Genomic DNA, 24,761 nt, shown 5'->3' with positions numbered 1-24,761 from the left:
GCGACGCAATGATGAAAAAGGTGCTGGCCCTGTGCCTGAGCGGCTATTCGGCGCTGGCGATAGCCGGCTTTGACGTGGTGGCGCTGGGCGTCGACGGCGGCGTTAGCGACGGCAACCTGACCTCTTATCTGATCCGCAGCGATAATCAGCCGCAGTATGTGGCGCTGGACGCCGGTTCACTGCTGCCGGGCATCGCCAAAGGGCTGGAGAAGGGCAGCTTCCCGCAGGTGACGTCAGAGCTGGCCGCGCCTTACACGCCACAGGGCTATGTGTTCCGGCAGTTGATCGGCAGTTACTTTATCAGCCATGGCCATCTGGACCACGTGGCGGGGCTGATCGTCGGCTCGCCCGAGGACAATAAAAAAACCGTTTACGCCCAGGCGGACACCGTGCTGACCCTGCGTAATCACTACTTCAACTGGAAGGCCTGGCCGAACTTTACCGACGCCGGCAACGGTTCGCGGCTGGGCACTTACCGGCTGCAAACGGTGCGGCCGCAGCAGCGCTTTACCCTCGGCCTGACCGGGTTGACCGGCGTGATGTACCCGCTTAGCCACGATCGCTACCCGTCGTCGATGCTGCTGATTTCCAACGGCAGCGAGTTCTTCGCCTACTTCGGCGATACCGGGCCGGATAAGGTGGAGCAATCACGCGATCTCGATACCGTCTGGCGCACGCTGGGGCCGCTTGTCGAGCAGAAAAAGCTCAAAGGCATGATTATCGAAACCTCGTACCCCAATGGGATGGAGGATAAACATCTGTACGGCCATTTGACGCCGGCCTGGCTGCTGAAGGAGTTGAAGAACCTGACGCAGTACAGCGGCGGTGAAGGTTCGCTGAACGGTCTGCCGGTGGTGATCAGCCACATCAAGCCCAGCCTGAAGCAGGGCGAAGACACGCGCGCCGCCATTGCGCAGCAGCTGGCGCAGGGCAACGATCTGGGCGTGAAATTCATCCTGATGGCGCAGGGCGACCGGCAGACATTTTGACTATGAAGAGAGAAGAGAATGCGTAACCTCGATCTGGAACAACTGATCAATACGGAACTGAACGCCGCGGCGTTTCAGGACTACGCCCCTAACGGATTGCAGGTAGAAGGCCGCCCGCACGTGCAGCGCATCGTGACCGGCGTCACCGCCTGTCAGGCGCTGCTGGATGCCGCGGTGGCGCATCAGGCCGACGCGATTATCGTGCACCACGGCTATTTCTGGAAAAATGAGGCGCCGGCGGTGCGCGGCATGAAGCGCAATCGTCTGAAAACGCTGTTGACTCACGATATTAACCTGTACGGCTACCACCTGCCGCTGGACGCGCATCCGGTGCTGGGTAACAACGCGCAGCTGGCGCAGGCGCTGGGCATTCGGGTGATTGGCGACGTCGAGCCGCTGGTGCCACACGGCGAATTTGAACAGCCGCTGACCGGCGAGGCGCTGCAGCAGCGTATCGAAAGCCGGCTGGGGCGCGCGGTGCTGCACTGCGGCGATAACGCGCCTGAGCACATTCGCCGGGTGGCCTGGTGCACCGGCGGTGGCCAGGGCTTTATCGACAGCGCGGCGCGCTTCGGCGTCGATGCGTTCATCAGCGGTGAAGTGTCTGAGCAGACCATTCATAGCGCGCGCGAAATGGGCGTGCATTTCTTCGCCGCCGGTCACCATGCGACCGAGCGCGGTGGCGTGAAAGCGTTGGGGGACTGGCTGGCCCAGCACCACGGCTTTGATGTGACCTTTATCGATATCCCGAATCCCGCCTGATTTTTTTCTTCCCCGGATCCAGCCCGGCCTGTGTGCCGGCTGAATCCTTTTACCGCGCTATTTCCTTATTTTCCTTATGGTTGCGTTCTATTGACAGCCGGGGCCGCGTCACGCATAACTGGTGTGTTTTTCATCGCGATAATAATAAGGAGAATAAGGGTGCAACAAGCACGTTATTACCTGTTGGGTGAAAGAGCGGTAGTGCTTGAACTGTCGCCGCCGGTGACGTTACCGAGCCAGCAGCGCATCTGGGCGCTGGCGGAAAAGCTGAATCACCACCCCGACGTGCGGGAAGTGGTGCCGGGGATGAACAACCTGACGCTGTTGCTGCATACGCCGCAGGCCGACGCCGAAGCGATGCTTGCGTTGCTGCAGCAGGGCTGGGAAAGCAAAGAGCGCCTGACGCCGGAGTCGCGCCAGGTGGATATTCCGGTGGTCTACGGCGGGGAGCAAGGCCCCGATCTGGATGACGTGGCGCGCCATACCGGCATGACCCCGCGGCAGGTGGTGGAATGCCACGCGGCGGCGGCCTATGTGGTCTATTTCCTCGGTTTTCAGCCGGGCTTCTCCTATTTGGGCGGCATGCCGGAAAAATTGGCGACGCCGCGCCGCGCCGAACCGCGTCTGGCGGTGGCGGCCGGCTCCGTCGGCATCGGCGGCGGCCAGACCGGCATCTATCCGCTGGTGACACCCGGCGGCTGGCAACTGATTGGCCGCACGCCGCTGGCGTTGTTCAATCCGCATGAAATGCCGCCGACGCTGCTGCGCCCGGGCGATAGCGTGCGCTTCGTGCCGCAGAAGGAGGGCGTATGCTGATTATTCTGCGTGCCGGCATCTATACCACGGTGCAGGATTTGGGCCGCGAGGGATTCCGCCGCCTGGGCATCAGCACCGGCGGGGCGTTGGATCAACCGGCGCTGAAGATCGCCAACCTGCTGGTGGGCAACGCGCCGGAGGCCGCCGGGCTGGAGATCACGCTCGGCCAGTTCAGCGCCGAGTTTACCCGCTCTGGCTGGATTGCCCTGACCGGCGCCGGCTGCGACGCGCAGCTGGACGGCAAGCCGCTGTGGACCGGCTGGCGCTACCCGGTGAAAAAGGGGCAGCGGCTGGCGCTGGGCACGCCGAAACGCGGCATGCGCAGCTACCTGGCGATCTCGGGCGGTATCGCCGTGCCGGAAATGCTGGGCTCGTGCAGCACCGACATGAAAGCCGCCTTTGGCGGCCACGAAGGCCGTAACCTGAAGGACGGCGATCGGCTGCCGCTGGGCAAATCAGCCGCTCAACCGCAACATCGCTGCGGCGTGAAACAGCTGCTGTTCACCAACCGCATCCGCGCGCTGCCGGGGCCGGAGTACGCCGAATTCAGCGAAGAGGCGCAGGATACGTTTTGGCGCACCGCCTGGCAGCTCAGTCCGCAGAGCAACCGCATGGGCTACCGCCTGCACGGCGGTACGCCGCTGGAGCGCACCACCGACCGCGAGATGCTGTCGCATGGCCTGATGCCCGGCGTGGTGCAGGTGCCGCATAACGGCCAGCCGATCGTGCTGATGGCCGATGCGCAAACCACCGGCGGTTACCCGCGTATCGCCTGCGTGATCGAAGCCGATCTCTACCACTTGGCGCAGATCCGTCTCGGCGAACCGATCCACTTCGTTCTCTGCTCACTGACGGAGGCGCAGCGCGCCAAAGCCGAGCAGGATCTCTTCCTTCGACAGATTGCCTGGGGGTTACATGATCGTTGATTTGAACGCCGATCTCGGCGAAGGCTGCGCCAACGATCAGGCGCTGTTGCAATTGGTGAGCTCGGCCAACATCGCCTGCGGCTTCCACGCCGGCGATGCGCAGACCATGCGTCAATCGGTGCGCTGGGCATTGCAGTACGGCGTGGCGATCGGCGCCCATCCGAGTTTTCCCGATCGGGAGAACTTCGGCCGCACCCGCATGCAGCTGCCGCCGGAAACGGTGTACGCGCAGGTGGTGTATCAGCTCGGAGCGCTGGCGGCGATCGCCCGCGCTGAGGGGGGAGTGATGGTACATGTTAAGCCGCATGGCATGCTGTATAACCAGGCGGCGGTTGAACCGGCGCTGGCGGAAGCGATCGCCCGGGCGGTGCAGGCGGTCGATCCGGCGCTGCGGCTGGTGGGGCTGGCCGGCAGCGAGCTGATCCGCGCCGGGCAACGGCTCGGTCTGACCACCCGGCAGGAGGTGTTCGCCGATCGCGGTTATCAGGCCGACGGCACGCTGGTGCCGCGCGGTTTGCCGGGGGCATTGATCGAGGATGACGAACAGGCGCTGGCGCAAACGCTGGAGATGGTGCGCCATCACCGGGTGCGCAGCGTGGATGGCGTCTGGGCCGCCGTTCAGGCGGAAACTGTCTGCCTGCACGGGGACGGCGAGCATGCGCTGGCGTATGCGCGCAAGCTGCGGGACAGTTTTGTTCAACAGGGTATTCGCGTCAGCGCGGAGCAATAAAGCCGTAAAGCAAGACACAACATCACAAGCAAAAAACTATTAGAAAATATCGAGGGAAGACTATGGAACAGGCTGTGAATCTCTGGCCACTGATCGGCATCGCCGCCATCGTGGTCGGGTTTGTATTGCGTTTCAACCCGGTGCTGGTGGTGATCGCCGCCGGTATCATCACCGGTTTGGCGGCGCTGATGCCGCTGGACGTCATTCTGGAAAAGCTCGGCGAGGGCTTTCTCAACACCCGCAACCTGCCGCTGATCCTGCTGCTGCCGCTGGCGGTGATCGGCCTGCTGGAGCGCCACGGGCTGAAAGAGCGGGCGCAGGCGTGGATCGCCAAGATCAAAAGCGCCACCGCCGGCCGTTTGCTGATCGTGTACCTGTTCGTGCGCGAGATCACCGCGGCGATGGGGCTGACCAGCCTGGGCGGGCACCCGCAAATGGTGCGGCCGCTGCTGGCGCCGATGGCGGAAGGGGCAACGGAAAACCGCTATGGCGAACTGCCGGAGCGTACGCGCCACCGCCTGCGCGCCATGTCGGCCGCGACCGACAACGTCGGGCTGTTCTTCGGTGAGGATATCTTCGTGGCCTTCGGCGCGATCATCTTCATGCATAACTTTATGCTGGAGTCCGGCGGCATTCAGACCGAGCCGCTGCATATCGCGCTGTGGGGCATTCCGACCGCCATTTTCGCTTTCCTGATCCACGCGTTCCGGCTGTATCGGATGGATAAGCAGCTGAGCGCCGAGCTGGCGCAGCTGAATCAGGCGGCGCTGCAGGCGAAGGGGGAGGCGCGATGAACTTCCAGCAACAATATCTCTACTGGCTGGCCGGCGCGGTGCTGCTGATTGTGGCGGTGATGTCCTTCCGCGATCGCGCCAACCCGCGCCGCATCACCACCGGGCTGTTTTGGGGGCTGTACGGCCTGGTATTCCTGGTCGGCGACTGGACTTACCGCCTGCTGGGCGACGTACTGGGCGAGGGCAGCAACGAAAAACGCATGCTGCACATCATCGTTGGCGCGGTGGTGGTGGTGATGGCCCTGATTGCCGGCTTCGGCGGCGTGCGCCTCGGCAGCTATCACCAGCGGACGCCGCAGGAACGCGAGGCCAGCGCTAAGCGCCTGGGCAACAAGCTGTTTATCCCCGCGCTGGCGATCCCGGTGGTGACGGTGATCGGCGTGCTGCTGTTCAACAACGTGCCGGCGTTGCAGAGCGCGGTATTCGGCAGCGGTAACCACGCGACGCTGATCACCCTGTTCTCGATGACCGTCGGCTGCCTGATCGGTCTGGCGATCGCCGTGAAAATGACCCATGAGAAGGCCCTGCAGCCAATACAGGAAGCGCGGCGCCTGCTGGATTCGATCGGCTGGGCATTCATTCTGCCGCAGATCCTCGCCACGCTGGGGCTGCTGTTTACCGTCGCCGGCGTCGGCACTGCGATCTCGCATCTGACCCAGGAGTATCTGGCGGTCGATAACCGCTTTATCGCCGTGGCGGTCTACGCTATCGGTATGGCGGTGCTGACCATGGTGATGGGCAACGCCTTCGCCGCTTTCCCGATCGTTACCGCCGGCATAGGCATTCCGATCCTGGTATTGCAGCATGGCGGCAACCCGGCGGTGATGGCGGCGATCGGTATGTTCTCCGGCTATTGCGGCACCCTGATGACGCCGATGGCGGCGAACTTCAACATCGTGCCGGCGGCGCTGCTGGAGTTGCCGGACAAGAATGCGGTGATCAAGGCGCAGGTGCCGACCGGCGTGCTGTTGCTGTTGGTTAACGTGTTCCTGCTGTATTTCCTGATGTTCCTGTAGGAGTAAGGATGCAAAAAGTATTGATTACCGGCTTTGAGCCGTTTGGCGGAGAACGCCTTAACCCCTCCTGGGAAGTGGTGAAGCAGCTCAATGATATGGAGCTGGTCGGCACGCGCATCGTGGCGCGCCAGCTGCCGTGCGTGTTCGGCGCGGCGCTGGAGGCGCTCAATGCGGCGATCGATGAGGTGCAGCCGGTGATGGTGCTGGCTATCGGCCAGGCCGGCGGCCGCACCGATATCACGATTGAACGGGTGGCGATCAACGTCGACGATGCGCGCATTCCCGACAATCAGGGGCAGCAGCCGGTGGACGAGCCGATCGTCGCCGGCGGCCCGGCGGCCTATTTCAGCACCTTGCCGATCAAGGCGATGGTCAGTTCGATGCGCGAGGCCGGCATTCCGGCCGCCGTTTCGCAGACTGCCGGCACCTACGTGTGCAACCATGTGATGTATGGGCTGCTGCACCGTTTGAGCGGCCAGCGTGAGGTGAAGGGCGGCTTTATCCATATTCCGTACCTGCCGGAACAGGCGGCGGCCCACCCCGGTGCGCCGAGCATGGCGGCTTCGACGGTGCTGTTTGCGCTGGAGCTGGCCGTTTCCATTGCTTTGCAGGTGGAACACGATCTGAAAGTGGTGGGCGGCGCGACGCATTAATCAAGAGAATCCCCGGCGCATCGGGCTGCGCCGGGTCTACGCAAGGAGTGGTCTATGCCGGAAGGACCGGAGATTCGCCGGGCGGCGGACAAACTGACGGCGGCGGTGATCGATCAGCCGTTGACCGCCGTCGATTTCGCTTTTCCTCAGTTGAAACACTATCGCCAGCGTCTGATCGGCGAGCGTATCGTCGCCATCGAGCCGCGCGGCAAGGCGCTGCTGACCCATTTCTCCAATGGGCTGACGATGTACAGCCATAACCAACTGTATGGCGTGTGGAAAGTGGCGGCGGCAGGAGAGACGCCGGAGACCAAACGCGATCTGCGGGTGCGGCTGGAAACCGCCCGCAGCGCGATATTGCTCTACAGCGCTTCCGACATTACCGTCGGGCCGCGCGAGGAAATAGAACAACACCCGTTTTTGCAACGCATCGGCCCTGACGTGTTGGACATGTCGCTGACGGTAGACGAGGTGGCGGAGCGGTTGCTGACGCCGCGTTTCCGTCGCAGGCAGCTGGGCGGCATGCTGCTCGACCAGGCGTTTCTTGCCGGATTGGGCAATTATCTGCGTGCCGAAATCCTGTGGCAGGCCGAACTGGCGCCGCAGCATAAACCGCAGGATCTGACGCCAGAGGCGCTGCGCCGTCTGGCGGAGGCGTTGCTGGCAGTGCCGCGCCTTTCCTACCAGACGCGCGGGCAGGCGGATGACAACCGGCATCACGGCGCGCTGTTTCGCTTCAAGGTATTTCATCGCAGCGGTGAGCCTTGCGAACGCTGCGGCGCGATGATTGTGCGCACCGAGCTGTCATCGCGGCCGTTTTATTGGTGCCCGGGTTGCCAGAAATAACCAAAAAAAACGCCGCCCGAAGGGGCGGCGCTGTGCGGTTTCAGCCAGGAAAGCGGCTTACTTGTTTTTCAGCTGGGATTTGAAATCACGCTCGGCATAGCCGGTGTACAGCTGACGCGGACGGGCAATTTTGATGCCTTCGTCGTGCATTTCGTTCCAGTGGGCGATCCAGCCGATGGTGCGTGCGATGGCGAAGATCACGGTGAACATGGAAGAAGGAATGCCCATCGCCTTCAGGATGATGCCTGAGTAGAAGTCGACGTTCGGGTACAGTTTCTTCTCGATGAAGTACGGGTCGTTCAGCGCGATGTGTTCCAGCTCCATCGCGACCTGCAGCAGGTTGTCGTCCTTCTTGTTCAGCTCTTTCAGCACTTCGTGACAGGTTTCGCGCATCACGGTGGCGCGCGGATCGTAGTTCTTGTACACGCGGTGGCCGAAGCCCATCAGGCGGAAGGAGTCGTTCTTGTCCTTGGCGCGCTTGATGAACTCTGGAATGTGCTCGACGGTCTTGATCTCTTCCAGCATTTTCAGCGCCGCTTCGTTGGCGCCGCCGTGTGCCGGCCCCCACAGGGAGGCGATACCGGCCGCGATGCAGGCGAACGGGTTGGCGCCGGAAGAGCCGGCGGTGCGCACGGTCGAGGTAGAGGCGTTCTGCTCATGGTCGGCGTGCAGGATCAGGATGCGGTCCATGGCGCGTTCCAGCACCGGGTTCACCACGTACTCTTCGCACGGGGTGGCGAACATCATGTGCAGGAAGTTGCCGGCATAGGACAGATCGTTGCGCGGGTAAACGAACGGCTGGCCCAGGGAGTATTTGTAGCACATCGCGGCCACGGTCGGCATTTTGGACAGCAGACGGAACGCGGTGATTTCGCGGTGACGTTCGTTGTTGACGTCCAGCGCATCGTGGTAGAACGCCGCCAGCGCACCGGTCACGCCGCACAGCACCGCCATCGGGTGCGAGTCGCGACGGAAGCCACGGAACAGATGGGTGATCTGGTCGTGGATCATGGTGTGACGGGTTACGGTCGTCTTGAAGGTTTCGAACTCTTCCGGCGTTGGGGTCTCGCCGTACAGCAGGATGTAGCACACTTCCAGGTAGGAAGATTCTTTCGCCAGCTGCTCGATAGGGAAGCCGCGGTGCAGCAGCACGCCTTTGTCGCCGTCGATGAAGGTAATCTTGGATTCGCAAGAAGCGGTGGAGGTAAAGCCGGGATCAAATGTGAAATAACCTTTGGAACCCAGAGCGCGGACATCGAGGACATCAGGGCCCAGTGTCGGTGTCAATACGCCCAGTTCGATCGGAGCTTCGCTGTCGTTAATGGTTAGCGTCGCTTTCTTATCAGTCATTTACTGTCTCCTTAGCGCCTTATTTTAAAAAACCACTAACAACTGAAATACCTTAAATCTCTGCAGGTTGCCCGCAAAAAATGGTGCGGACGCTAACTCTGTGAGCGACTGCGCAACTGTGCGCGGGTAGGGTACAGAGTGCTGACCAGGCGAACGAGACGGGTGACCAGTTGTTAACGATTCAGAGTAATTCGTTATAGTCTGTTAATCTTACCTATGAGCTGTTCGAAGAGATGTGAACCTATCCCAATAATCTGTTTTTATGTGCTTTATTTGCTTTTGACGCCGGCAAACTCGAGCGGGAAACAACGTCTATTGGGATAGGTTCGCCAAATACACTGTTGCATAACTCGAACCCGGGAGGAAGTGTATCTGCTGACCCATAGCGCATCATAGGACCGTTTGTGCCCCTATATGTAATGGAAATGTTGATCTCTTGTCAAATCAGATAATTAATTTTGCACTAATTGTGAAATCCGTGATCTGAATCACTGTTCGGGGGAAATGTTATCAAAGCGGTTGTATGAGAATTGTAATCAGAATGTGATCCTCCTATACTGCCGCCAGGTCTCCGGATTACCCTGAAGTAGGAGCACCCAGCGTTATAAATGCGCGCCGTTTGAGCACAGAGGATGTTGATGTTTGAGCGCGTGACGTGTAAGGGTTTTAGGCTCTTAACGCTGTCTGATCCCCGCCCAGGCCCGGAGGAAGGAAAATAATAAGAGCTGTGTGGGCAAATACGTGAAAAAACAACGACCTGTCAACTTGGATCTGCAAACGATCCGGTTCCCCGTAACTGCGATAGCGTCTATCTTACACCGAGTCTCTGGCGTAATTACCTTCGTTGCCGTGGGTATCCTCCTCTGGCTGCTGGGCCTGTCACTCTCTTCCCAAGAGGGGTTCCTGCAGGCGGCCGCCATCATGAATAGCTTCATCGTCAAATTCATATTCTGGGGCATCCTCACGGCGCTGGCCTATCACATTTGCGGTGGCATCCGTCACTTGTTAATGGATTTTGGCTACATCGAAGAGAGTTTGGCCGCCGGTACCCGTTCCGCCCAGGTGGCGATCGGTCTGACCGTCGTGCTGTCAGTTCTGGCTGGAGTCCTCGTATGGTAAACAACGTTTCTGCATTAGGGCGCAACGGCGTGCACGATTGGCTGCTGCTGCGTGCTTCCGCGATCATCATCACCCTGTACGTCCTGTATATCCTGGGCTTTTTCGTCACGGCTCCGGAACTCACTTATGACATTTGGCGCGGTTTCTTCGCCACTTCCATTACGAAAGTGTTCACTCTGCTGACCTTGCTGTCGATTCTGGTGCACGCCTGGATCGGGCTGTGGCAGGTGCTGACGGACTACGTCAAGCCGCTGGCGGTTCGCCTGGTGTTGCAGCTGGCTGTCGTGGTCGCGTTGCTGGTCTATTTACTGTACGGAACAATCGTAGTGTGGGGTGCTTAAATGAAACTGCCAGTCAGAGAGTTTGATGCCGTCGTAATCGGCGCCGGCGGTGCGGGCATGCGTGCCGCGCTGCAAATTTCCCAAGCGGGCTCGACCTGTGCCCTGCTGTCCAAAGTTTTCCCGACCCGTTCCCATACCGTGTCTGCACAGGGCGGCATTACCGTCGCGCTGGGCAACAGCCACGAGGACAACTGGGAATGGCATATGTACGACACGGTGAAAGGGTCCGACTATATCGGTGACCAGGACGCCATCGAATATATGTGTAAAACCGGCCCGGAAGCAATTCTGGAACTGGAACACATGGGCCTGCCGTTCTCTCGTCTGGACGACGGCCGCATTTATCAGCGCCCGTTCGGCGGTCAGTCGCTGAACTTCGGCGGCGAGCAGGCGGCGCGTACCGCAGCTGCAGCCGACCGTACCGGTCACGCGCTGTTGCACACCCTGTACCAACAGAACCTGAAAAACCACACCACCATCTTCTCCGAGTGGTATGCGCTCGATCTGGTGAAAAACCAGGATGGCGCGGTGGTCGGCACCACGGCTATCTGCATCGAAACCGGTGAAGTGGTTTACTTCAAAGCCAAGGCCACCGTGCTGGCGACCGGCGGCGCAGGCCGTATTTATCAGTCCACCACCAATGCCCACATCAACACCGGCGACGGTGTCGGCATGGCGCTGCGCGCTGGCGTGCCGGTGCAGGACATGGAAATGTGGCAGTTCCACCCGACCGGCATCGCTGGCGCGGGCGTACTGGTGACTGAAGGCTGCCGCGGCGAAGGCGGTTACCTGCTGAACAAACACGGCGAGCGCTTCATGGAGCGTTATGCGCCGAATGCCAAAGATCTGGCGGGCCGCGACGTGGTTGCCCGTTCGATCATGATCGAAATCCGCGAAGGCCGCGGTTGCGACGGTCCTTGGGGCCCGCACGCCAAGCTGAAGCTGGATCACCTGGGCAAAGAGGTACTGGAATCCCGTCTGCCGGGCATTCTGGAGCTGTCCCGCACCTTCGCGCACGTCGATCCGGTGAAAGAGCCGATCCCGGTTATCCCAACCTGTCACTATATGATGGGCGGCATTCCGACCAAGGTGACCGGCCAGGCGCTGACCGTGAACGAGAAGGGTGAAGACGTGGTGATCCCGGGGCTGTTCGCCGTGGGCGAAATCGCCTGCGTATCGGTGCACGGCGCCAACCGCCTGGGCGGCAACTCGCTGCTCGACCTGGTGGTGTTCGGCCGTTCCGCCGGCATGCACCTGCAGGAATCGCTGGAAGAGCAGGGCGTGAGCCGTGACGCCAGCGACTCCGACGTGGAAGCCTCGTTGGACCGTCTGAACCGTTGGAACAACACCCGTTCCGGTGAAGACCCGGTCGAAATTCGCAAAGCGCTGCAGTCTTGCATGCAGCACAACTTCTCGGTATTCCGTGAAGGCGATGCGATGGCCAAGGGCCTGGAAGAACTGAAAGTGATCCGTGAACGTCTGAAGAACGCACGCCTGGACGATACCTCCAGCGAGTTCAACACCCAGCGCATCGAGTGCCTGGAGTTGGATAACCTGATGGAGACCGCGTATTCCACCGCCGTGTCGGCCAACTTCCGTACCGAGAGCCGTGGCGCGCACAGCCGCTTCGACTACCCGGAACGCGATGACGCCAACTGGCTGTGCCATTCGCTGTATCTGCCGCAATCGGAAAGCATGACGCGTCGTGAAGTGAACATGCAACCGAAGCTGCGCCCGGCATTCCCGCCGAAAGTGCGTTCTTACTAATTGCGGAGATCGACAGATGAAACTCGAATTTTCCATTTATCGCTACAACCCGGATGTCGATGACGCGCCGCACATGCAGGATTACACCCTGGAAGCGGAAGAAGGTCGCGACATGATGCTGCTGGATGCGTTGATCCAGTTGAAAGAAAAAGACCCGACCCTGTCGTTCCGTCGCTCATGCCGTGAAGGCGTATGCGGTTCCGATGGCCTGAACATGAACGGTAAAAACGGCCTGGCGTGCATCACCCCGATTTCGTCGCTGCGCAAAGGCAACGGCAAGATCGTGATCCGTCCGCTGCCGGGCCTGCCGGTGGTGCGCGATCTGGTGGTGGATATGGGCCAGTTCTATACCCAGTATGAAAAGATCAAGCCATACCTGCTGAACGACGGCAAGAACCCGCCGGCGCGCGAGCACCTGCAGTCGCCGGACCAACGCGCCAAGCTGGACGGTCTGTACGAGTGCATCCTGTGCGCCTGTTGCTCGACCTCTTGCCCATCGTTCTGGTGGAACCCGGACAAGTTCATTGGCCCAGCCGGTCTGTTGGCGGCGTATCGCTTCCTGATCGACAGCCGTGACACGGAAACGCAAGAACGTTTAGATGATCTGGACGACGCTTTTAGTGTTTTCCGCTGCCATAGCATTATGAATTGTGTCAGTGTATGTCCTAAAGGCTTGAACCCGACGCGTGCGATCGGGCATATCAAGTCCATGCTGCTGCAACGCGGCGCATAAACGGAATGAGATGCTGCGCCGGGCTCTTTTCCGGCGCACATCCCATAGGGGAGGGAACCTCTAAAAACTGACCCGCGGCTGCGGCGCTATGCAGCCTGGTTCTTCCGCCGGTTTTTAGAGGTTCCTTGTAAGGGACCGCAAGGTCCATAACAGAACGTATCGGGCCGTCATGGCCGCAAGTACGTCGAGTGAACCGTTTTACGGCAAACCGTATTCATCACGGTAATTATGTTAACCACGGCGAAAACTAAAGCTTCAAAGCTTAAGGGATCATGATGCAGAACGGCGCAATGAAGGCCTGGCTGGATTCCTCCTATCTGGCGGGCGCGAACCAGTCTTACATAGAACAGCTCTATGAAGACTTCTTAACCGATCCGGGTTCCGTTGAAGATAGCTGGCGTTCCATTTTTCAACAGCTACCAACCGCGGGTGTCAAACCCGATCAGCTTCACTCTCAAACGCGCGATTACTTCCGCCGCCTGGCGAAAGACTCCGCGCGCTACAATACCACCATCACCGATCCGGAAACCGACGCCAAACAGGTCAAGGTACTGCAGCTGATCAACGCCTTCCGCTTCCGCGGGCATCAGCATGCCAACCTCGATCCGCTCGGCCTGTGGCAGCGCGAGCAAGTTCCTGACCTTGATCCCGCTTACCACAACCTGACCGAAGCCGATTTCCAGGAAACCTTCAACGTGGGCTCTTTCGCCATCGGCAAAGAAACCATGAAGCTGGGCGATCTGTACGCCGCGCTGAAGCAGACCTATTGCGGGTCGATCGGTGCTGAGTACATGCATATCACCAACACCGAAGAGAAACGCTGGATCCAGCAGCGCATCGAATCGGTGGTGGGGCGCGCCAGCTTTACCGCCGACGAAAAACGCCGTTTCCTGAACGAGCTGACTGCGGCGGAAGGCCTGGAACGCTACCTGGGCGCCAAATTCCCGGGCGCCAAACGCTTCTCGCTGGAAGGCGGCGACGCGTTGGTGCCGATGCTGAAAGAGATGGTGCGCCACGCCGGTAAGAACGGCACGCGCGAAGTGGTGTTGGGCATGGCCCACCGCGGCCGTCTGAACGTGCTGATCAACGTGCTGGGCAAAAAGCCGGCCGATCTGTTCGACGAATTCGCCGGTAAGCATAAAGAACACCTCGGCACCGGTGACGTGAAATATCACCAGGGCTTCTCTTCCGACGTGGAAACCGAAGGCGGCATGGTTCACCTGGCGCTGGCGTTCAACCCGTCGCACCTGGAGATCGTCAGCCCGGTGGTCATGGGCTCGGTACGTGCCCGTCGCGATCGTCTGGACGAAGCGCGCAGCAACATGGTGCTGCCGATCACCATCCACGGCGACGCCGCCATCACCGGCCAGGGCGTGGTTCAGGAAACCCTGAACATGTCTCAGGCTCGCGGTTACGAAGTGGGCGGCACCGTGCGTATCGTCATCAACAACCAGGTTGGCTTCACCACCTCCAACCCGCTGGATGCGCGCTCTACCGAATACTGCACCGACATCGCCAAAATGGTTCAGTCGCCGATCTTCCACGTTAACGCGGACGATCCGGAGGCCGTGGCCTTCGTCACCCGCCTGGCGTTGGATTTCCGTAACACCTTTAAGCGTGACGTGATGATCGATCTGGTCTGCTACCGTCGCCATGGGCACAACGAGGCCGACGAGCCGAGCGCTACCCAGCCGGTGATGTATCAGAAGATCAAGAAACACCCTACGCCGCGCAAAATCTACGCTGACGTGCTGACCGAGCAGAAAGTGGCCAGCCTGGAAGATGCCACGGAAATGGTCAACCTGTACCGCGACGCGCTCGACCGCGGCGATTGCGTGGTTGAAGAGTGGCGTCCGATGAACCTGCACTCCTTCACCTGGTCACCGTATCTGAACCATGAGTGGGACGAGGAGTACCCGAGCAAGGTTGAGATGAAGCGCCTGCAAGAGCTGGCACGTCGCATCAGCACCGTGCCGGAAGCGATTGAAATGCAGTCGCGCGTGGCGAAAATCTACGCTGACCGCGCCGAGATGGCGTCGGGCAACAAGCCGTTCGACTGGGGCGCTGCCGAAACGCTGGCTTACGCGACTATGGCGGATGAAGGCATCCCGATCCGCATCTCCGGTGAAGACGCCGGCCGCGGCACCTTCTTCCACCGTCACGCGGTGGTGCACAACCAGAAAAACGGTTCCGTCTATGTTCCGCTGGCGAATATTCACAGCGGCCAGGGCGAATTCAAGGTCTGGGACTCCGTGCTGTCTGAAGAGGCGGTGCTGGCGTTCGAATACGGCTACGCCACGGCGGAACCGCGCACGCTGACCATCTGGGAAGCGCAGTTCGGTGACTTCGCCAACGGCGCACAGGTCGTTATCGACCAGTTCATCAGCTCCGGCGAGCAAAAATGGGGCCGTATGTGCGGCCTGGTGATGCTGCTGCCGCACGGCTATGAAGGCCAGGGCCCTGAGCACTCTTCCGCGCGTCTGGAACGCTATCTGCAGCTGTGCGCAGAGCAGAACATGCAGGTGTGCGTCCCGTCTACGCCGGCGCAGGTTTACCATATGCTGCGTCGTCAGGCGCTGCGCGGTATGCGCCGTCCGCTGGTGGTGATGTCGCCGAAGTCGCTGCTGCGTCACCCGCTGGCGATTTCTTCGCTGGACGAGCTGGCCAACGGCACCTTCCTGCCGGCGATCGGCGAGATCGACGACTTGGATCCGAAAGCGGTCAAGCGCGTCGTGCTGTGCTCCGGCAAGGTCTACTACGACCTGCTGGAACAGCGTCGCAAGAACGAGCAGAAAGACGTGGCCATCGTGCGTATCGAGCAGCTGTATCCGTTCCCGCATCAGGCCGTGCAGGCCGTGCTGGAACAATACTCGCACGTGCATGATTTCGTCTGGTGTCAGGAAGAGCCGCTGAACCAGGGCGCCTGGTACTGCAGCCAACACAACTTCCGTGAAGTGGTGCCGTTCGGGGCTTCTTTACGTTACGCAGGACGTCCGGCCTCCGCCTCTCCGGCGGTGGGCTATATGTCCGTACACCAGAAGCAGCAGCAGGCTCTGGTGAACGACGCGCTGAATATTGACTAATGTTCGCTCGCTTGCTGGCCGAGGGCCGGCAAGCAGATGATAAAAAACTTAAGGGAAAGCTAAATGAGTAGCGTAGATATTCTGGTTCCTGACCTTCCTGAATCGGTTGCCGATGCGACCGTAGCCACCTGGCACAAAAAACCGGGCGACAGCGTGCAGCGTGATGAAGTCCTGGTTGAAATCGAAACCGACAAAGTGGTGTTGGAAGTGCCGGCCAGTGAAGCGGGTATTCTCGATGCTATCGTGGAAGAAGAGGGCGCGACCGTGCTGTCTCGCCAGCTGCTCGGCCGCATCCGTCCGGGCGACAGCTCCGGCAAGCCGACCGCTGAGAAGAGCCAAGAGAAAGAAGCCACGCCTGCACAGCGCGCTACCGCGAGCCTGGAAGAAGAAAGCAATGACGCGCTCAGCCCGGCGATTCGCCGCCTGATCGCTGAACACGATCTCGATGCTGGCGCCATCAAAGGCACCGGCGTGGGTGGCCGCATCACGCGTGAAGACGTGGAAGCGCACCTGGCCAAAGGCGGCGCCGCTGCCAAACCGGCCGCCGCCGCTGAAGCCGCACCGCAGCCTGTTCTGGCCGGCCGCAGCGAAAAACGCGTGCCGATGACCCGCCTGCGCAAACGCGTTGCCGAGCGTCTGCTGGAGGCGAAGAACAGCACCGCGATGCTGACCACCTTCAACGAAATCAACATGCAGCCGATCATGGACCTGCGCAAGCAGTACGGCGAAGCCTTCGAGAAGCGCCACGGCGTGCGTCTGGGCTTCATGTCCTTCTACATCAAGGCCGTGGTTGAAGCGCTGAAGCGCTTCCCGGAAGTGAACGCGTCGATCGACGGTTCCGACGTGGTTTACCACAACTACTTCGACATCAGCATCGCGGTTTCTACCCCGCGCGGCCTGGTGACGCCGGTACTGCGCGATGTAGACGCCATGAGCATGGCTGACATCGAGAAGAAAATCAAAGAGCTGGCCGTTAAGGGCCGCGACGGCAAACTGACCGTTGAAGAGCTGACCGGCGGTAACTTCACCATTACCAACGGCGGCGTATTCGGCTCCCTGATGTCTACCCCGATCATCAACCCGCCGCAGAGCGCCATCCTGGGCATGCACGCCATCAAAGATCGCCCAATGGCGGTCAATGGTCAGGTGGTGATCCAGCCGATGATGTATCTGGCGCTGTCTTATGACCACCGCCTGATCGACGGTAAAGAATCCGTCGGCTATCTGGTGACGGTCAAAGAGATGCTGGAAGATCCGGCTCGTCTGCTGCTGGACGTCTAGTAACCCTTGCCGGGCGCGGCGTGCCGCGCCCGCACTCTGTGCTATGTGGCCGGAAAACCATGCGGTTTACCGCGTAATAATGGTCCGGCTAAAAACCTTCAGAACTGAATGGATAGAACATCATGAATTTACACGAATATCAGGCAAAACAGCTGTTTGCTCGGTATGGCATGCCGGCACCAACCGGTTACGCCTGTACCACTCCGCGTGAAGCAGAAGAAGCCGCATCCAAAATCGGCTCCGGCCCGTGGGTGGTGAAATGTCAGGTTCATGCTGGCGGCCGTGGTAAAGCGGGCGGCGTTAAAGTCGTCAACAGCAAAGAAGATATCCGTGCTTTCGCGGAAGCCTGGTTGGGCAAGCGTCTGGTGACTTACCAGACTGACGCGCTGGGCCAGCCGGTTCACCAGATCCTGGTAGAAGCGGCGACCGACATCGATAAAGAGCTGTACCTGGGCGCGGTAGTGGATCGTTCTACCCGTCGCGTGGTGTTCATGGCGTCTACCGAAGGCGGCGTGGAAATCGAGAAGGTGGCGGAAGAAACCCCAGAACTGATCCACAAAATGACCATCGATCCGCTGGCGGGTCCACAGCCCTATCAGGGCCGTGAGCTGGCCTTCAAACTGGGTCTGACCGGTAAGCAAGTCAGCCAGTTCGCCAAGATCTTCATGGGCCTGGCGACGCTGTTCCTGGAGCGCGATCTGGCGATGGTTGAGATCAACCCGCTGGTGATCACCAAGCAGGGCGATCTGGTGTGCCTGGACGGCAAACTGGGCGCCGACGGTAACGCCCTGTTCCGCCAGCCGGAACTGCGTGAAATGCGTGACCCTTCGCAGGAAGACGAGCGCGAATCCCGTGCTGCTCAGTGGGAGCTGAACTACGTTGCCCTCGACGGCAACATCGGCTGCATGGTTAACGGCGCCGGTCTGGCGATGGGCACTATGGACATCGTTAAACTGCACGGCGGCGAACCGGCCAACTTCCTGGACGTTGGCGGCGGCGCGACCAAAGAGCGCGTGACCGAAGCGTTCAAAATCATCCTGTCCGATGACAAGGTGAAAGCGGTTCTGGTTAACATCTTCGGTGGTATCGTACGTTGCGATCTGATCGCCGACGGCATCATCGGCGCAGTGGCCGAAGTGGGCGTTAACGTCCCGGTCGTGGTGCGCCTGGAAGGGAACAATGCCGAACTGGGCGCCAAGAAACTGGCGGACAGCGGCCTGAATATCATTGCTGCGACCAGCCTGACTGATGCGGCTCAGCAAGTTGTTGCAGCAGTGGAGGGTAAATAATGTCCATCTTAATCGATAAAAACACCAAAGTAATTTGCCAGGGCTTCACCGGTAGCCAGGGGACTTTCCACTCCGAACAAGCTATCGCTTACGGCACCAAAATGGTTGGCGGCGTCACCCCGGGCAAAGGTGGCACTCAGCATCTGGGTCTGCCGGTGTTCAACACCGTGCGCGAAGCGGTTGAAGCGACCGGCGCGACTGCCTCGGTCATCTACGTTCCAGCGCCGTTCTGCAAAGACTCCATCCTGGAAGCGATCGATGCCGGCATCAAACTGATCATCACCATCACCGAAGGCATCCCGACCCTGGATATGCTGACCGTGAAAGTGAAGCTGGACGAAGCCGGTGTGCGCATGATCGGGCCGAACTGCCCTGGCGTGATCACCCCGGGCGAGTGCAAAATCGGCATCATGCCTGGCCACATCCACCTGCCGGGCAAAGTGGGCATCGTTTCCCGCTCCGGTACCCTGACCTATGAAGCGGTGAAACAAACCACCGATGCCGGTCTGGGCCAGTCCACCTGCGTGGGTATCGGCGGCGACCCGATCCCGGGCTCCAACTTCATCGATATCCTGAAGATGTTCCAACAGGATCCGCAGACCGAAGCGATCGTGATGATCGGTGAGATCGGCGGCAGCGCTGAAGAAGAAGCGGCAGCTTACATCAAAGAACACGTCACCAAACCGGTTGTCGGCTACATCGCCGGCGTAACCGCGCCGAAAGGCAAGCGTATGGGCCACGCGGGCGCCATCATCGCAGGCGGCAAAGGCACGGCGGACGAGAAGTTTGCTGCGCTGGAAGCGGCGGGCGTGAAAACCGTTCGCAGCCTGGCGGACATCGGCGACGCGGTAAAAGCGGTGCTGAAGCGCTAAGATCTTAGTACGAAATAATAATATCTCGACATGTTTGGCCACCCATTGGGTGGCCTTTTTTATGGGCGAAGATCAGAAATCGTTGAGTGCTTTGATCAGCGCGATCCGATCCTGCAGGCGGCGCTGTTGTACCGGATCCACGGTAGTTTGCCGCTGTTTTTCCAGCGAGGTGAGAGCGGTGCGGTAATCGTCGGCGTTGCGGAACAGCGCGTCTTTGACGTTGATCGAGGCGACGTTGGTGTAGCGGCCATCGTCGGTGGTCGGCACTTGGATAACGCCTTCATTGAGCAACCGTTTGACGATCGCCCGCTGCGGTTCGTACCCCTCCAGGCCGACCAGCTTCCAGCGCTGCGGCGTCACGCCTTGGTACTGGCCGTGTTTCACTTCCGTCAGGTAGCGCAGAGCCAGGTGGCGAATAGTGCCTTCTTCTTCACCGTATTGCGCTTTGCTGTCAAACAGCACCGGGAAGGATTGCCCCTCCAGCGCGCCGCCCTTTTGCGTCAGGTGGCCCATGCGGTAACTGTTCATGCCCAGGCGGATCGGCATGTCGTCGGTGACCGGCGTCCCGTCCGCCAGGCGCAGATCGACGATGCGCGAGCCGGCGGGCTGGCGCAGATCGATGGTGTAAGTGACGCCGTCGAAGAAATCGTTGGTGGAATATTTGGACGATCGCCGCGCCGGGTTAAAGCTGTAGGTGACGTCGCCAGGCTGCAGCTGATTGAAATAGTCGGCGGACCACTCCATGTAGCGTTTAAGCGCTTTGCCGTTGAGCTGATACACGGTGATCTCGCCACCGGCGTATTGGTAGTTAAAAGCGATGTCCTTAGCTTTGATGTCGCCGACGTCCAATTTGGCGCGATCGTTGTCGATCTGCAGGGCAATCACCTGCGCCAGCGGCGCATAGTGGCGGGCGGCCTGCTGGAACAGCGCGCTGATGCCGGTATCCTGCACGTGTACCTGAGGAATGCCGCGAAACTCGTCGGCGGGCACCAGATCGCTGCCGCTCAGCTTCGCCACGACCCGGTTGGCGTTGGCGCGCAAAATGTCATGGTACGGCTGGTAGAGCGCTTGCATGGCGCTGTCCGGCGCCAGCCCTTTGATCGGGTAGGTGTAGCTGTTTTTGTCGATCAGCGTGAATTTGCCGTCGCGGTGTTCAAACTGCAGGTCGATGCGCGACAGTGCGCGGCCGTATTTATCCGGCTCGGTGATGATGACGCCATTAACCACCGCTTTATCGATCTTCACATGCATGTGGCCGGCGACGATCGCCGCCAGCTCCGGGTTGGCGTTGGCGATGTCGGCCACGCCGGTGCCGGGGCGCTGGTTCTCGTTGTCGATGCCCATATGCGCCACCAGCACGATGGCGTCGACCTGGCCGTCGATTTGCCTGATGACCTGTTTCACCGCCTGCACCGGATCGGTGAAGTTCAGCCCTTTGATGCGATCGGTGCCCTTGGCGAATTCGGCGGTCATCGGCGTATCCATACCGATAATGCCAATTTTCACGCCCTGGCGTTCGACGATGGTGTAGGCCGGCAGGTAGGGCTTGCCGCTGTCCCAGACGATATTGCCCGCCAGCGCCGCGCCCTTGAACTGCTTGAGCGGCGTCGCCAGCACCGGCAGGCCGAAGTCGAACTCGTGGTTACCCATTACCCAGACATCATAATTGAGCGCGTTGAGGCCCAGCATCATCGGGCTGACGGCCTCATGCTTGAAGGTTTCGACGAAGTTGCCCTGAATGGTGTCGCCGGCGTCCACCAGGATCAGGTCGGGCTGCTCGGCCCGCACCTGTTTGACCTGAGTGGCTATCTGGCTCAGGCTGCCCGCCAGATTTTCCGTGTCGCTGGCGTAGTCCCAGGGCACGAAAGTGCCGTGCAGATCGGAAGTACCCAGCAAGGTGATATTTACCGTTTCGGCGGCCATGACGTTTCCCGAGAGTCCCAATACAGAGGCAAAGATGATTTTTTTCATAAGTTATTGTCACTCAATGTAATTTTAACATTAGTGGTCATTTTGCTACAAAATCGCAACCTTTACGATCCCATCGCGAGAAATAGACTAATATTGGAGAGAGATTTGTTGTTTTGTGACTGCTATCACTGTCACGGCTTATTGGAAATAAAAGGTTAATTATGTCGCATAATAAGCGCGTAATAATACAATGGCGGCTCTTTTAAATTACATTTATTTAACACAAAAATATCATTAAAAAACAATTAAACCATTGCGCAACATGACCCTAAGAAAATTATGCGAAATGTGCTGATGAATATGGAAATAAGATGCGGATAGGCTTAAATTGTCTCAGATCAAATTAGCCCGAAGTACCTCTTTCGGCTAAGATTTGACCTGTAACCAAAAGTCTAACCCACGTCACGTAAAAACCTATTTATTGTGTGGGATTGGGCGAGTATCATCCATGTTGTGATTATGGATGGTTGATCTTGTTGCATTTGTTACCCGTTGTCGGTTTTCAGTGGCGTGCTTGTCGAGGGCCCGAGGGGCTATTGGCCGAGTGTGCGGTTGAAAGCGGAGAAGCTGGATCAAATTTGTTGTGTTTAAGGGCATTCACTGCGGGGCGTTACTGGCAGCTTTGAAAGAAGCGTGCCGATAACCGCGTGTCGGAGTCTTCCTGCGAGGAGCAAGGAGTCAAGATGTTTGATATTGTCGAACTGTCGCGCTTACAGTTTGCTTTAACGGCGATGTACCATTTCTTATTTGTCCCATTAACGCTCGGTATGGCGTTCTTGCTGGCAATTATGGAAACGGTATATGTCCTGTCTGGCAAACAAATTTATAAAGACATGACCAAATTCTGGGGAAAGTTATTTGCGATTAACTTTGCTCTGGGTGTGGCCACCGGTTTGACCATGGAGTTCCAGTTCGGGACTAACTGGTCGTATTTCTCTCACTACGTCGGCGATATCTTCGGGGCCCCTCTGGCTATCGAAGGTCTGATGGCGTTCTTCCTTGAATCGACGCTGGTCGGCCTGTTCTTCTTCGGCTGGGATCGTCTGAGCAAGGTGCAGCACATGGCGGTAACCTGGTTCGTGGCTCTCGGCTCCAACCTGTCCGCGCTGTGGATCCTGGTCGCCAACGGCTGGATGCAGAACCCGATCGCTTCGGATTTCAACTTCGAAACCATGCGCATGGAGATGGTCAGCTTCTCCGAACTGGTGCTTAACCCGGTTGCGCAGGTGAAATTCGTTCACACCGTGGCTTCCGGCTACACCTGCGGCGCGATGTTCGTGCTGGGTATCAGTTCCTACTATCTGCTGAAAGGCCGCGACATCGCCTTTGCCAAGCGCTCCTTCGCCATCGCTGCCAGCTTTGGTATGGCTGCCATTCTGTCCGTTATCGTTCTGGGTGATGAATCCGGCTACGAAATGGGCGACGTGCAGAAAACCAAACTGGCCGCTATCGAAGCGGAATGGGACACTCAGCCGGCGCCGGCCTCCTTCACCCTGTTCGGCATTCCCGATCAGGACAAGATGGAAAACTCCTTCTCTATTCAGATCCCGTATGCGCTTGGCCTGATCGCCACCCGCTCCACGGACACTCAGGTCACCGGCCTGAAAGATCTGATGGCGCAGCATGAAGTGCGTATCCGCAACGGGATGAAAGCCTACCAGCTGCTGGAAGAGCTGCGCGGCGGCAATACCGATCCTGCGGTGCGTGCCGAATTCAACAAAACCAAGCAAGACCTGGGCTACGGCATGTTGCTGAAGCGCTATACCCCGAACGTCACCGACGCGACGGAAGCGCAAATCCAGCTGGCGACCAAGGACTCCATTCCGCGCGTGGCGCCGCTGTACTTCGCTTTCCGCATCATGGTGGCCTGTGGCGTGATCATGCTGTTGATCATCGGCCTGTCGTTCTGGAACGTGATCCGCGGCCGCATCGGCCAGAAAAAATGGCTGCACCGCGCGGCGCTGTACGGTTTGCCGCTGCCTTGGATCGCGATCGAGTCGGGTTGGTTCGTGGCGGAATACGGCCGTCAACCGTGGGCGATTGGTGAGGTGCTGCCGACGGCGGTCGCCAACTCTTCGCTGACCGCGGGCGACATTCTGTTCTCAATGGGGCTGATCTGCGGCTTGTACACCCTGTTCCTGGTGGCTGAATTGTACCTGATGTTCAAGTTTGCGCGTCTCGGTCCAAGCAGCCTGAAAACCGGCCGCTATCACTTTGAACAACCGACTGCCGCCGTGCAGGAAGCGCGCTAAACAGGAGTCCACGTATGTTTGACTATGAAGTACTGCGATTTATTTGGTGGGTCCTGGTTGGCGTTCTGCTGATCGGCTTCGCCGTCACCGACGGTTTCGACATGGGCGTCGGCATTCTGGTGCGCATCATCGGCAAAACCGACACCGAGCGCCGGGTGATGATCAACTCCATCGCTCCGCACTGGGACGGTAACCAGGTGTGGCTGATCACCGCCGGCGGCGCGCTGTTCGCCGCCTGGCCGATGGTCTACGCAGCGGCCTTCTCCGGCTTCTACGTCGCCATGATCCTGGTGCTGGCCGCCTTGTTCTTCCGCCCGGTCGGTTTCGACTACCGTTCCAAGCTGGAGAGCAGCCGCTGGCGCAACATGTGGGACTGGGGCATCTTCATCGGCTCCTTCGTGCCTGCAGTGGTATTCGGCGTGGCGTTCGGTAACCTGCTGCAGGGCGTGCCGTTCCACATGGACGAGTACATGCGCCTGTTCTACACCGGCAACTTCTTCCAACTGCTGAACCCGTTCGGTCTGTTGGCGGGCGTGGTCAGCCTGACCATGCTGGTCACTCAGGGCGCGACCTACCTGCAAATGCGCACCACCGGCGAGATCCACCTGCGTTCACGCGCTGCGGCACAGATCGCGACGCTGATCATGGCGGTATGTTTCCTGCTGGCGGGCGTATGGCTGGTGAAAGGCATCGACGGCTTCGTTGTGACGTCGGCGTTGGACACCCTGGCGGAATCCAACCCGATGCGTAAAGAAGTGGCGCATCAGGCCGGTGCTTGGCTGATCAACTTCAACAAGTATCCGCTGCTGTGGGCCTTGCCTGCGCTGGGCGTAGTGCTGCCGTTGTTCACCATCCTGTTCTCGCGTCTGGAGAAGGGCGCGCTGGCGTTCGTCACCTCGTCGTTGACCATCGCCTGCGTCATCCTCACCGCCGGGGTCACCATGTTCCCGTTCGTGATGCCGTCGAGCACTGTGCCTAACGTCAGCCTGACCATGTGGGATGCGACCTCGAGCCTGTTGACGCTGAAAGTGATGACCGTCGTGGCTGCGATCTTCGTGCCTATCGTTTTGGCGTACACCAGCTGGTCGTACTACAAAATGTTCGGTCGCCTCGACAAGAACTACATCGAAAACAACAAGCATTCGCTGTACTAAGGATAAGGAGCTAAACC

General features: G+C 59.4%; 21 protein-coding genes. 19 read left to right on the top strand and 2 right to left on the bottom strand.

Translation table 11 applies throughout. The features are described 5' to 3' along the window. The first annotated feature begins 8 nt into the window (after positions 1-8). The 9 genes from ACJ8HA_RS11730 to nei all read left to right on the top strand — a co-directional run bounded on the left by ACJ8HA_RS11730 (position 9) and on the right by nei (position 7,532). Complete coding sequence (locus tag ACJ8HA_RS11730) at positions 9-989, top strand: MBL fold metallo-hydrolase (protein ID WP_043136583.1); 981 nt, start codon at positions 9-11, stop codon at positions 987-989. Between the two features lie 18 nt (positions 990-1,007). Beyond that, entirely contained in the window at positions 1,008-1,751 is a 744-nt protein-coding gene (locus tag ACJ8HA_RS11725; protein WP_025301873.1) for a type 2 GTP cyclohydrolase I, read from the top strand. Between the two features lie 159 nt (positions 1,752-1,910). Further along, positions 1,911-2,567, top strand: coding sequence for a 5-oxoprolinase subunit PxpB (gene pxpB / locus ACJ8HA_RS11720; RefSeq protein WP_025301874.1), 657 nt, complete (start codon positions 1,911-1,913; stop codon positions 2,565-2,567). Continuing rightward, complete coding sequence (gene pxpC / locus ACJ8HA_RS11715) at positions 2,561-3,493, top strand: 5-oxoprolinase subunit PxpC (protein WP_025301875.1); 933 nt, start codon at positions 2,561-2,563, stop codon at positions 3,491-3,493. The genes pxpB and pxpC overlap by 7 nt, the downstream gene beginning before the upstream one ends. Next, positions 3,483-4,223, top strand: coding sequence for a 5-oxoprolinase subunit PxpA (gene pxpA / locus ACJ8HA_RS11710; RefSeq protein ID WP_043136590.1), 741 nt, complete (start codon positions 3,483-3,485; stop codon positions 4,221-4,223). The genes pxpC and pxpA overlap by 11 nt, the downstream gene beginning before the upstream one ends. Positions 4,224-4,285: 62 nt before the next feature. Next, a complete protein-coding gene (locus ACJ8HA_RS11705) occupies positions 4,286-5,017 on the top strand; it encodes a DUF969 domain-containing protein (RefSeq protein ID WP_016928734.1) in 732 nt (243 codons plus the stop codon). Beyond that, complete coding sequence (locus ACJ8HA_RS11700; protein WP_049205782.1) at positions 5,014-6,033, top strand: DUF979 domain-containing protein; 1,020 nt, start codon at positions 5,014-5,016, stop codon at positions 6,031-6,033. Before ACJ8HA_RS11705 ends, ACJ8HA_RS11700 begins: the two co-directional genes overlap by 4 nt. An 8-nt stretch (positions 6,034-6,041) precedes the next feature. Further along, a complete protein-coding gene (gene pcp, locus ACJ8HA_RS11695; RefSeq protein WP_016928732.1) occupies positions 6,042-6,686 on the top strand; it encodes a pyroglutamyl-peptidase I in 645 nt (214 codons plus the stop codon). 54 nt (positions 6,687-6,740) lie between these two features. Continuing rightward, complete coding sequence (gene nei, locus ACJ8HA_RS11690) at positions 6,741-7,532, top strand: endonuclease VIII (protein ID WP_099816697.1); 792 nt, start codon at positions 6,741-6,743, stop codon at positions 7,530-7,532. Positions 7,533-7,589: 57 nt separating this feature from the next. Here the strand turns inward: nei and ACJ8HA_RS11685 are convergent, their stop codons facing one another. Then, positions 7,590-8,882, bottom strand: a complete 1,293-nt coding sequence (locus ACJ8HA_RS11685) for a citrate synthase (RefSeq protein WP_016928730.1) — start codon at positions 8,880-8,882, stop codon at positions 7,590-7,592. A 729-nt stretch (positions 8,883-9,611) separates the two neighbouring features. Here ACJ8HA_RS11685 and sdhC point away from each other — a divergent pair. From sdhC to sucD, 8 genes are all read left to right on the top strand, one after another. Beyond that, positions 9,612-10,001 carry a succinate dehydrogenase cytochrome b556 subunit gene (gene sdhC / locus ACJ8HA_RS11680; protein WP_004939893.1) on the top strand — a complete coding sequence of 130 codons (390 nt, stop codon included), beginning with the start codon at positions 9,612-9,614 and terminating at the stop codon, positions 9,999-10,001. Then, complete coding sequence (gene sdhD, locus ACJ8HA_RS11675; RefSeq protein ID WP_004939891.1) at positions 9,995-10,342, top strand: succinate dehydrogenase membrane anchor subunit; 348 nt, start codon at positions 9,995-9,997, stop codon at positions 10,340-10,342. The genes sdhC and sdhD overlap by 7 nt, the downstream gene beginning before the upstream one ends. Further along, entirely contained in the window at positions 10,343-12,109 is a 1,767-nt protein-coding gene (sdhA, locus tag ACJ8HA_RS11670; RefSeq protein ID WP_015376974.1) for a succinate dehydrogenase flavoprotein subunit, read from the top strand. A 16-nt stretch (positions 12,110-12,125) separates the two neighbouring features. After that, positions 12,126-12,842, top strand: coding sequence for a succinate dehydrogenase iron-sulfur subunit (locus ACJ8HA_RS11665; protein ID WP_025301880.1), 717 nt, complete (start codon positions 12,126-12,128; stop codon positions 12,840-12,842). 275 nt (positions 12,843-13,117) lie between these two features. Continuing rightward, on the top strand, positions 13,118-15,925 hold the full coding sequence (sucA, locus tag ACJ8HA_RS11660; RefSeq protein ID WP_049208652.1) for a 2-oxoglutarate dehydrogenase E1 component: 2,808 nt from the start codon (positions 13,118-13,120) through the stop codon (positions 15,923-15,925). Between the two features lie 63 nt (positions 15,926-15,988). Continuing rightward, positions 15,989-17,206, top strand: a complete 1,218-nt coding sequence (gene odhB, locus ACJ8HA_RS11655) for a 2-oxoglutarate dehydrogenase complex dihydrolipoyllysine-residue succinyltransferase (protein ID WP_060447623.1) — start codon at positions 15,989-15,991, stop codon at positions 17,204-17,206. 122 nt (positions 17,207-17,328) lie between these two features. Then, positions 17,329-18,495: an ADP-forming succinate--CoA ligase subunit beta gene (gene sucC, locus ACJ8HA_RS11650; protein ID WP_025301883.1), complete on the top strand. Its 1,167-nt coding sequence runs from the start codon at positions 17,329-17,331 to the stop codon at positions 18,493-18,495. After that, positions 18,495-19,367 (top strand): succinate--CoA ligase subunit alpha, encoded by an 873-nt coding sequence (gene sucD, locus ACJ8HA_RS11645; RefSeq protein ID WP_004939878.1) that lies wholly within the window; start codon positions 18,495-18,497, stop codon positions 19,365-19,367. Before sucC ends, sucD begins: the two co-directional genes overlap by 1 nt. Positions 19,368-19,439: 72 nt before the next feature. Here the strand turns inward: sucD and ACJ8HA_RS11640 are convergent, their stop codons facing one another. Next, positions 19,440-21,338: a bifunctional metallophosphatase/5'-nucleotidase gene (locus ACJ8HA_RS11640; protein ID WP_025301884.1), complete on the bottom strand. Its 1,899-nt coding sequence runs from the start codon at positions 21,336-21,338 to the stop codon at positions 19,440-19,442. A gap of 683 nt (positions 21,339-22,021) precedes the next feature. On the opposite strand from ACJ8HA_RS11640, the gene cydA reads away from it, so the two are divergent. Next, entirely contained in the window at positions 22,022-23,590 is a 1,569-nt protein-coding gene (gene cydA / locus ACJ8HA_RS11635) for a cytochrome ubiquinol oxidase subunit I (RefSeq protein ID WP_019454034.1), read from the top strand. A gap of 14 nt (positions 23,591-23,604) precedes the next feature. Next, positions 23,605-24,744, top strand: a complete 1,140-nt coding sequence (cydB, locus tag ACJ8HA_RS11630) for a cytochrome d ubiquinol oxidase subunit II (RefSeq protein WP_019454033.1) — start codon at positions 23,605-23,607, stop codon at positions 24,742-24,744. The last annotated feature ends 17 nt before the right edge of the window (positions 24,745-24,761 follow it).

The sequence above is a fragment of the Serratia sp. CY33802 genome (genome assembly GCF_052169095.1).
GTDB lineage: Bacteria > Pseudomonadota > Gammaproteobacteria > Enterobacterales > Enterobacteriaceae > Serratia > Serratia bockelmannii.
Note: the sequence above shows the minus strand (reverse complement) of the source record. Positions and strands in the feature narration are given on the sequence as shown.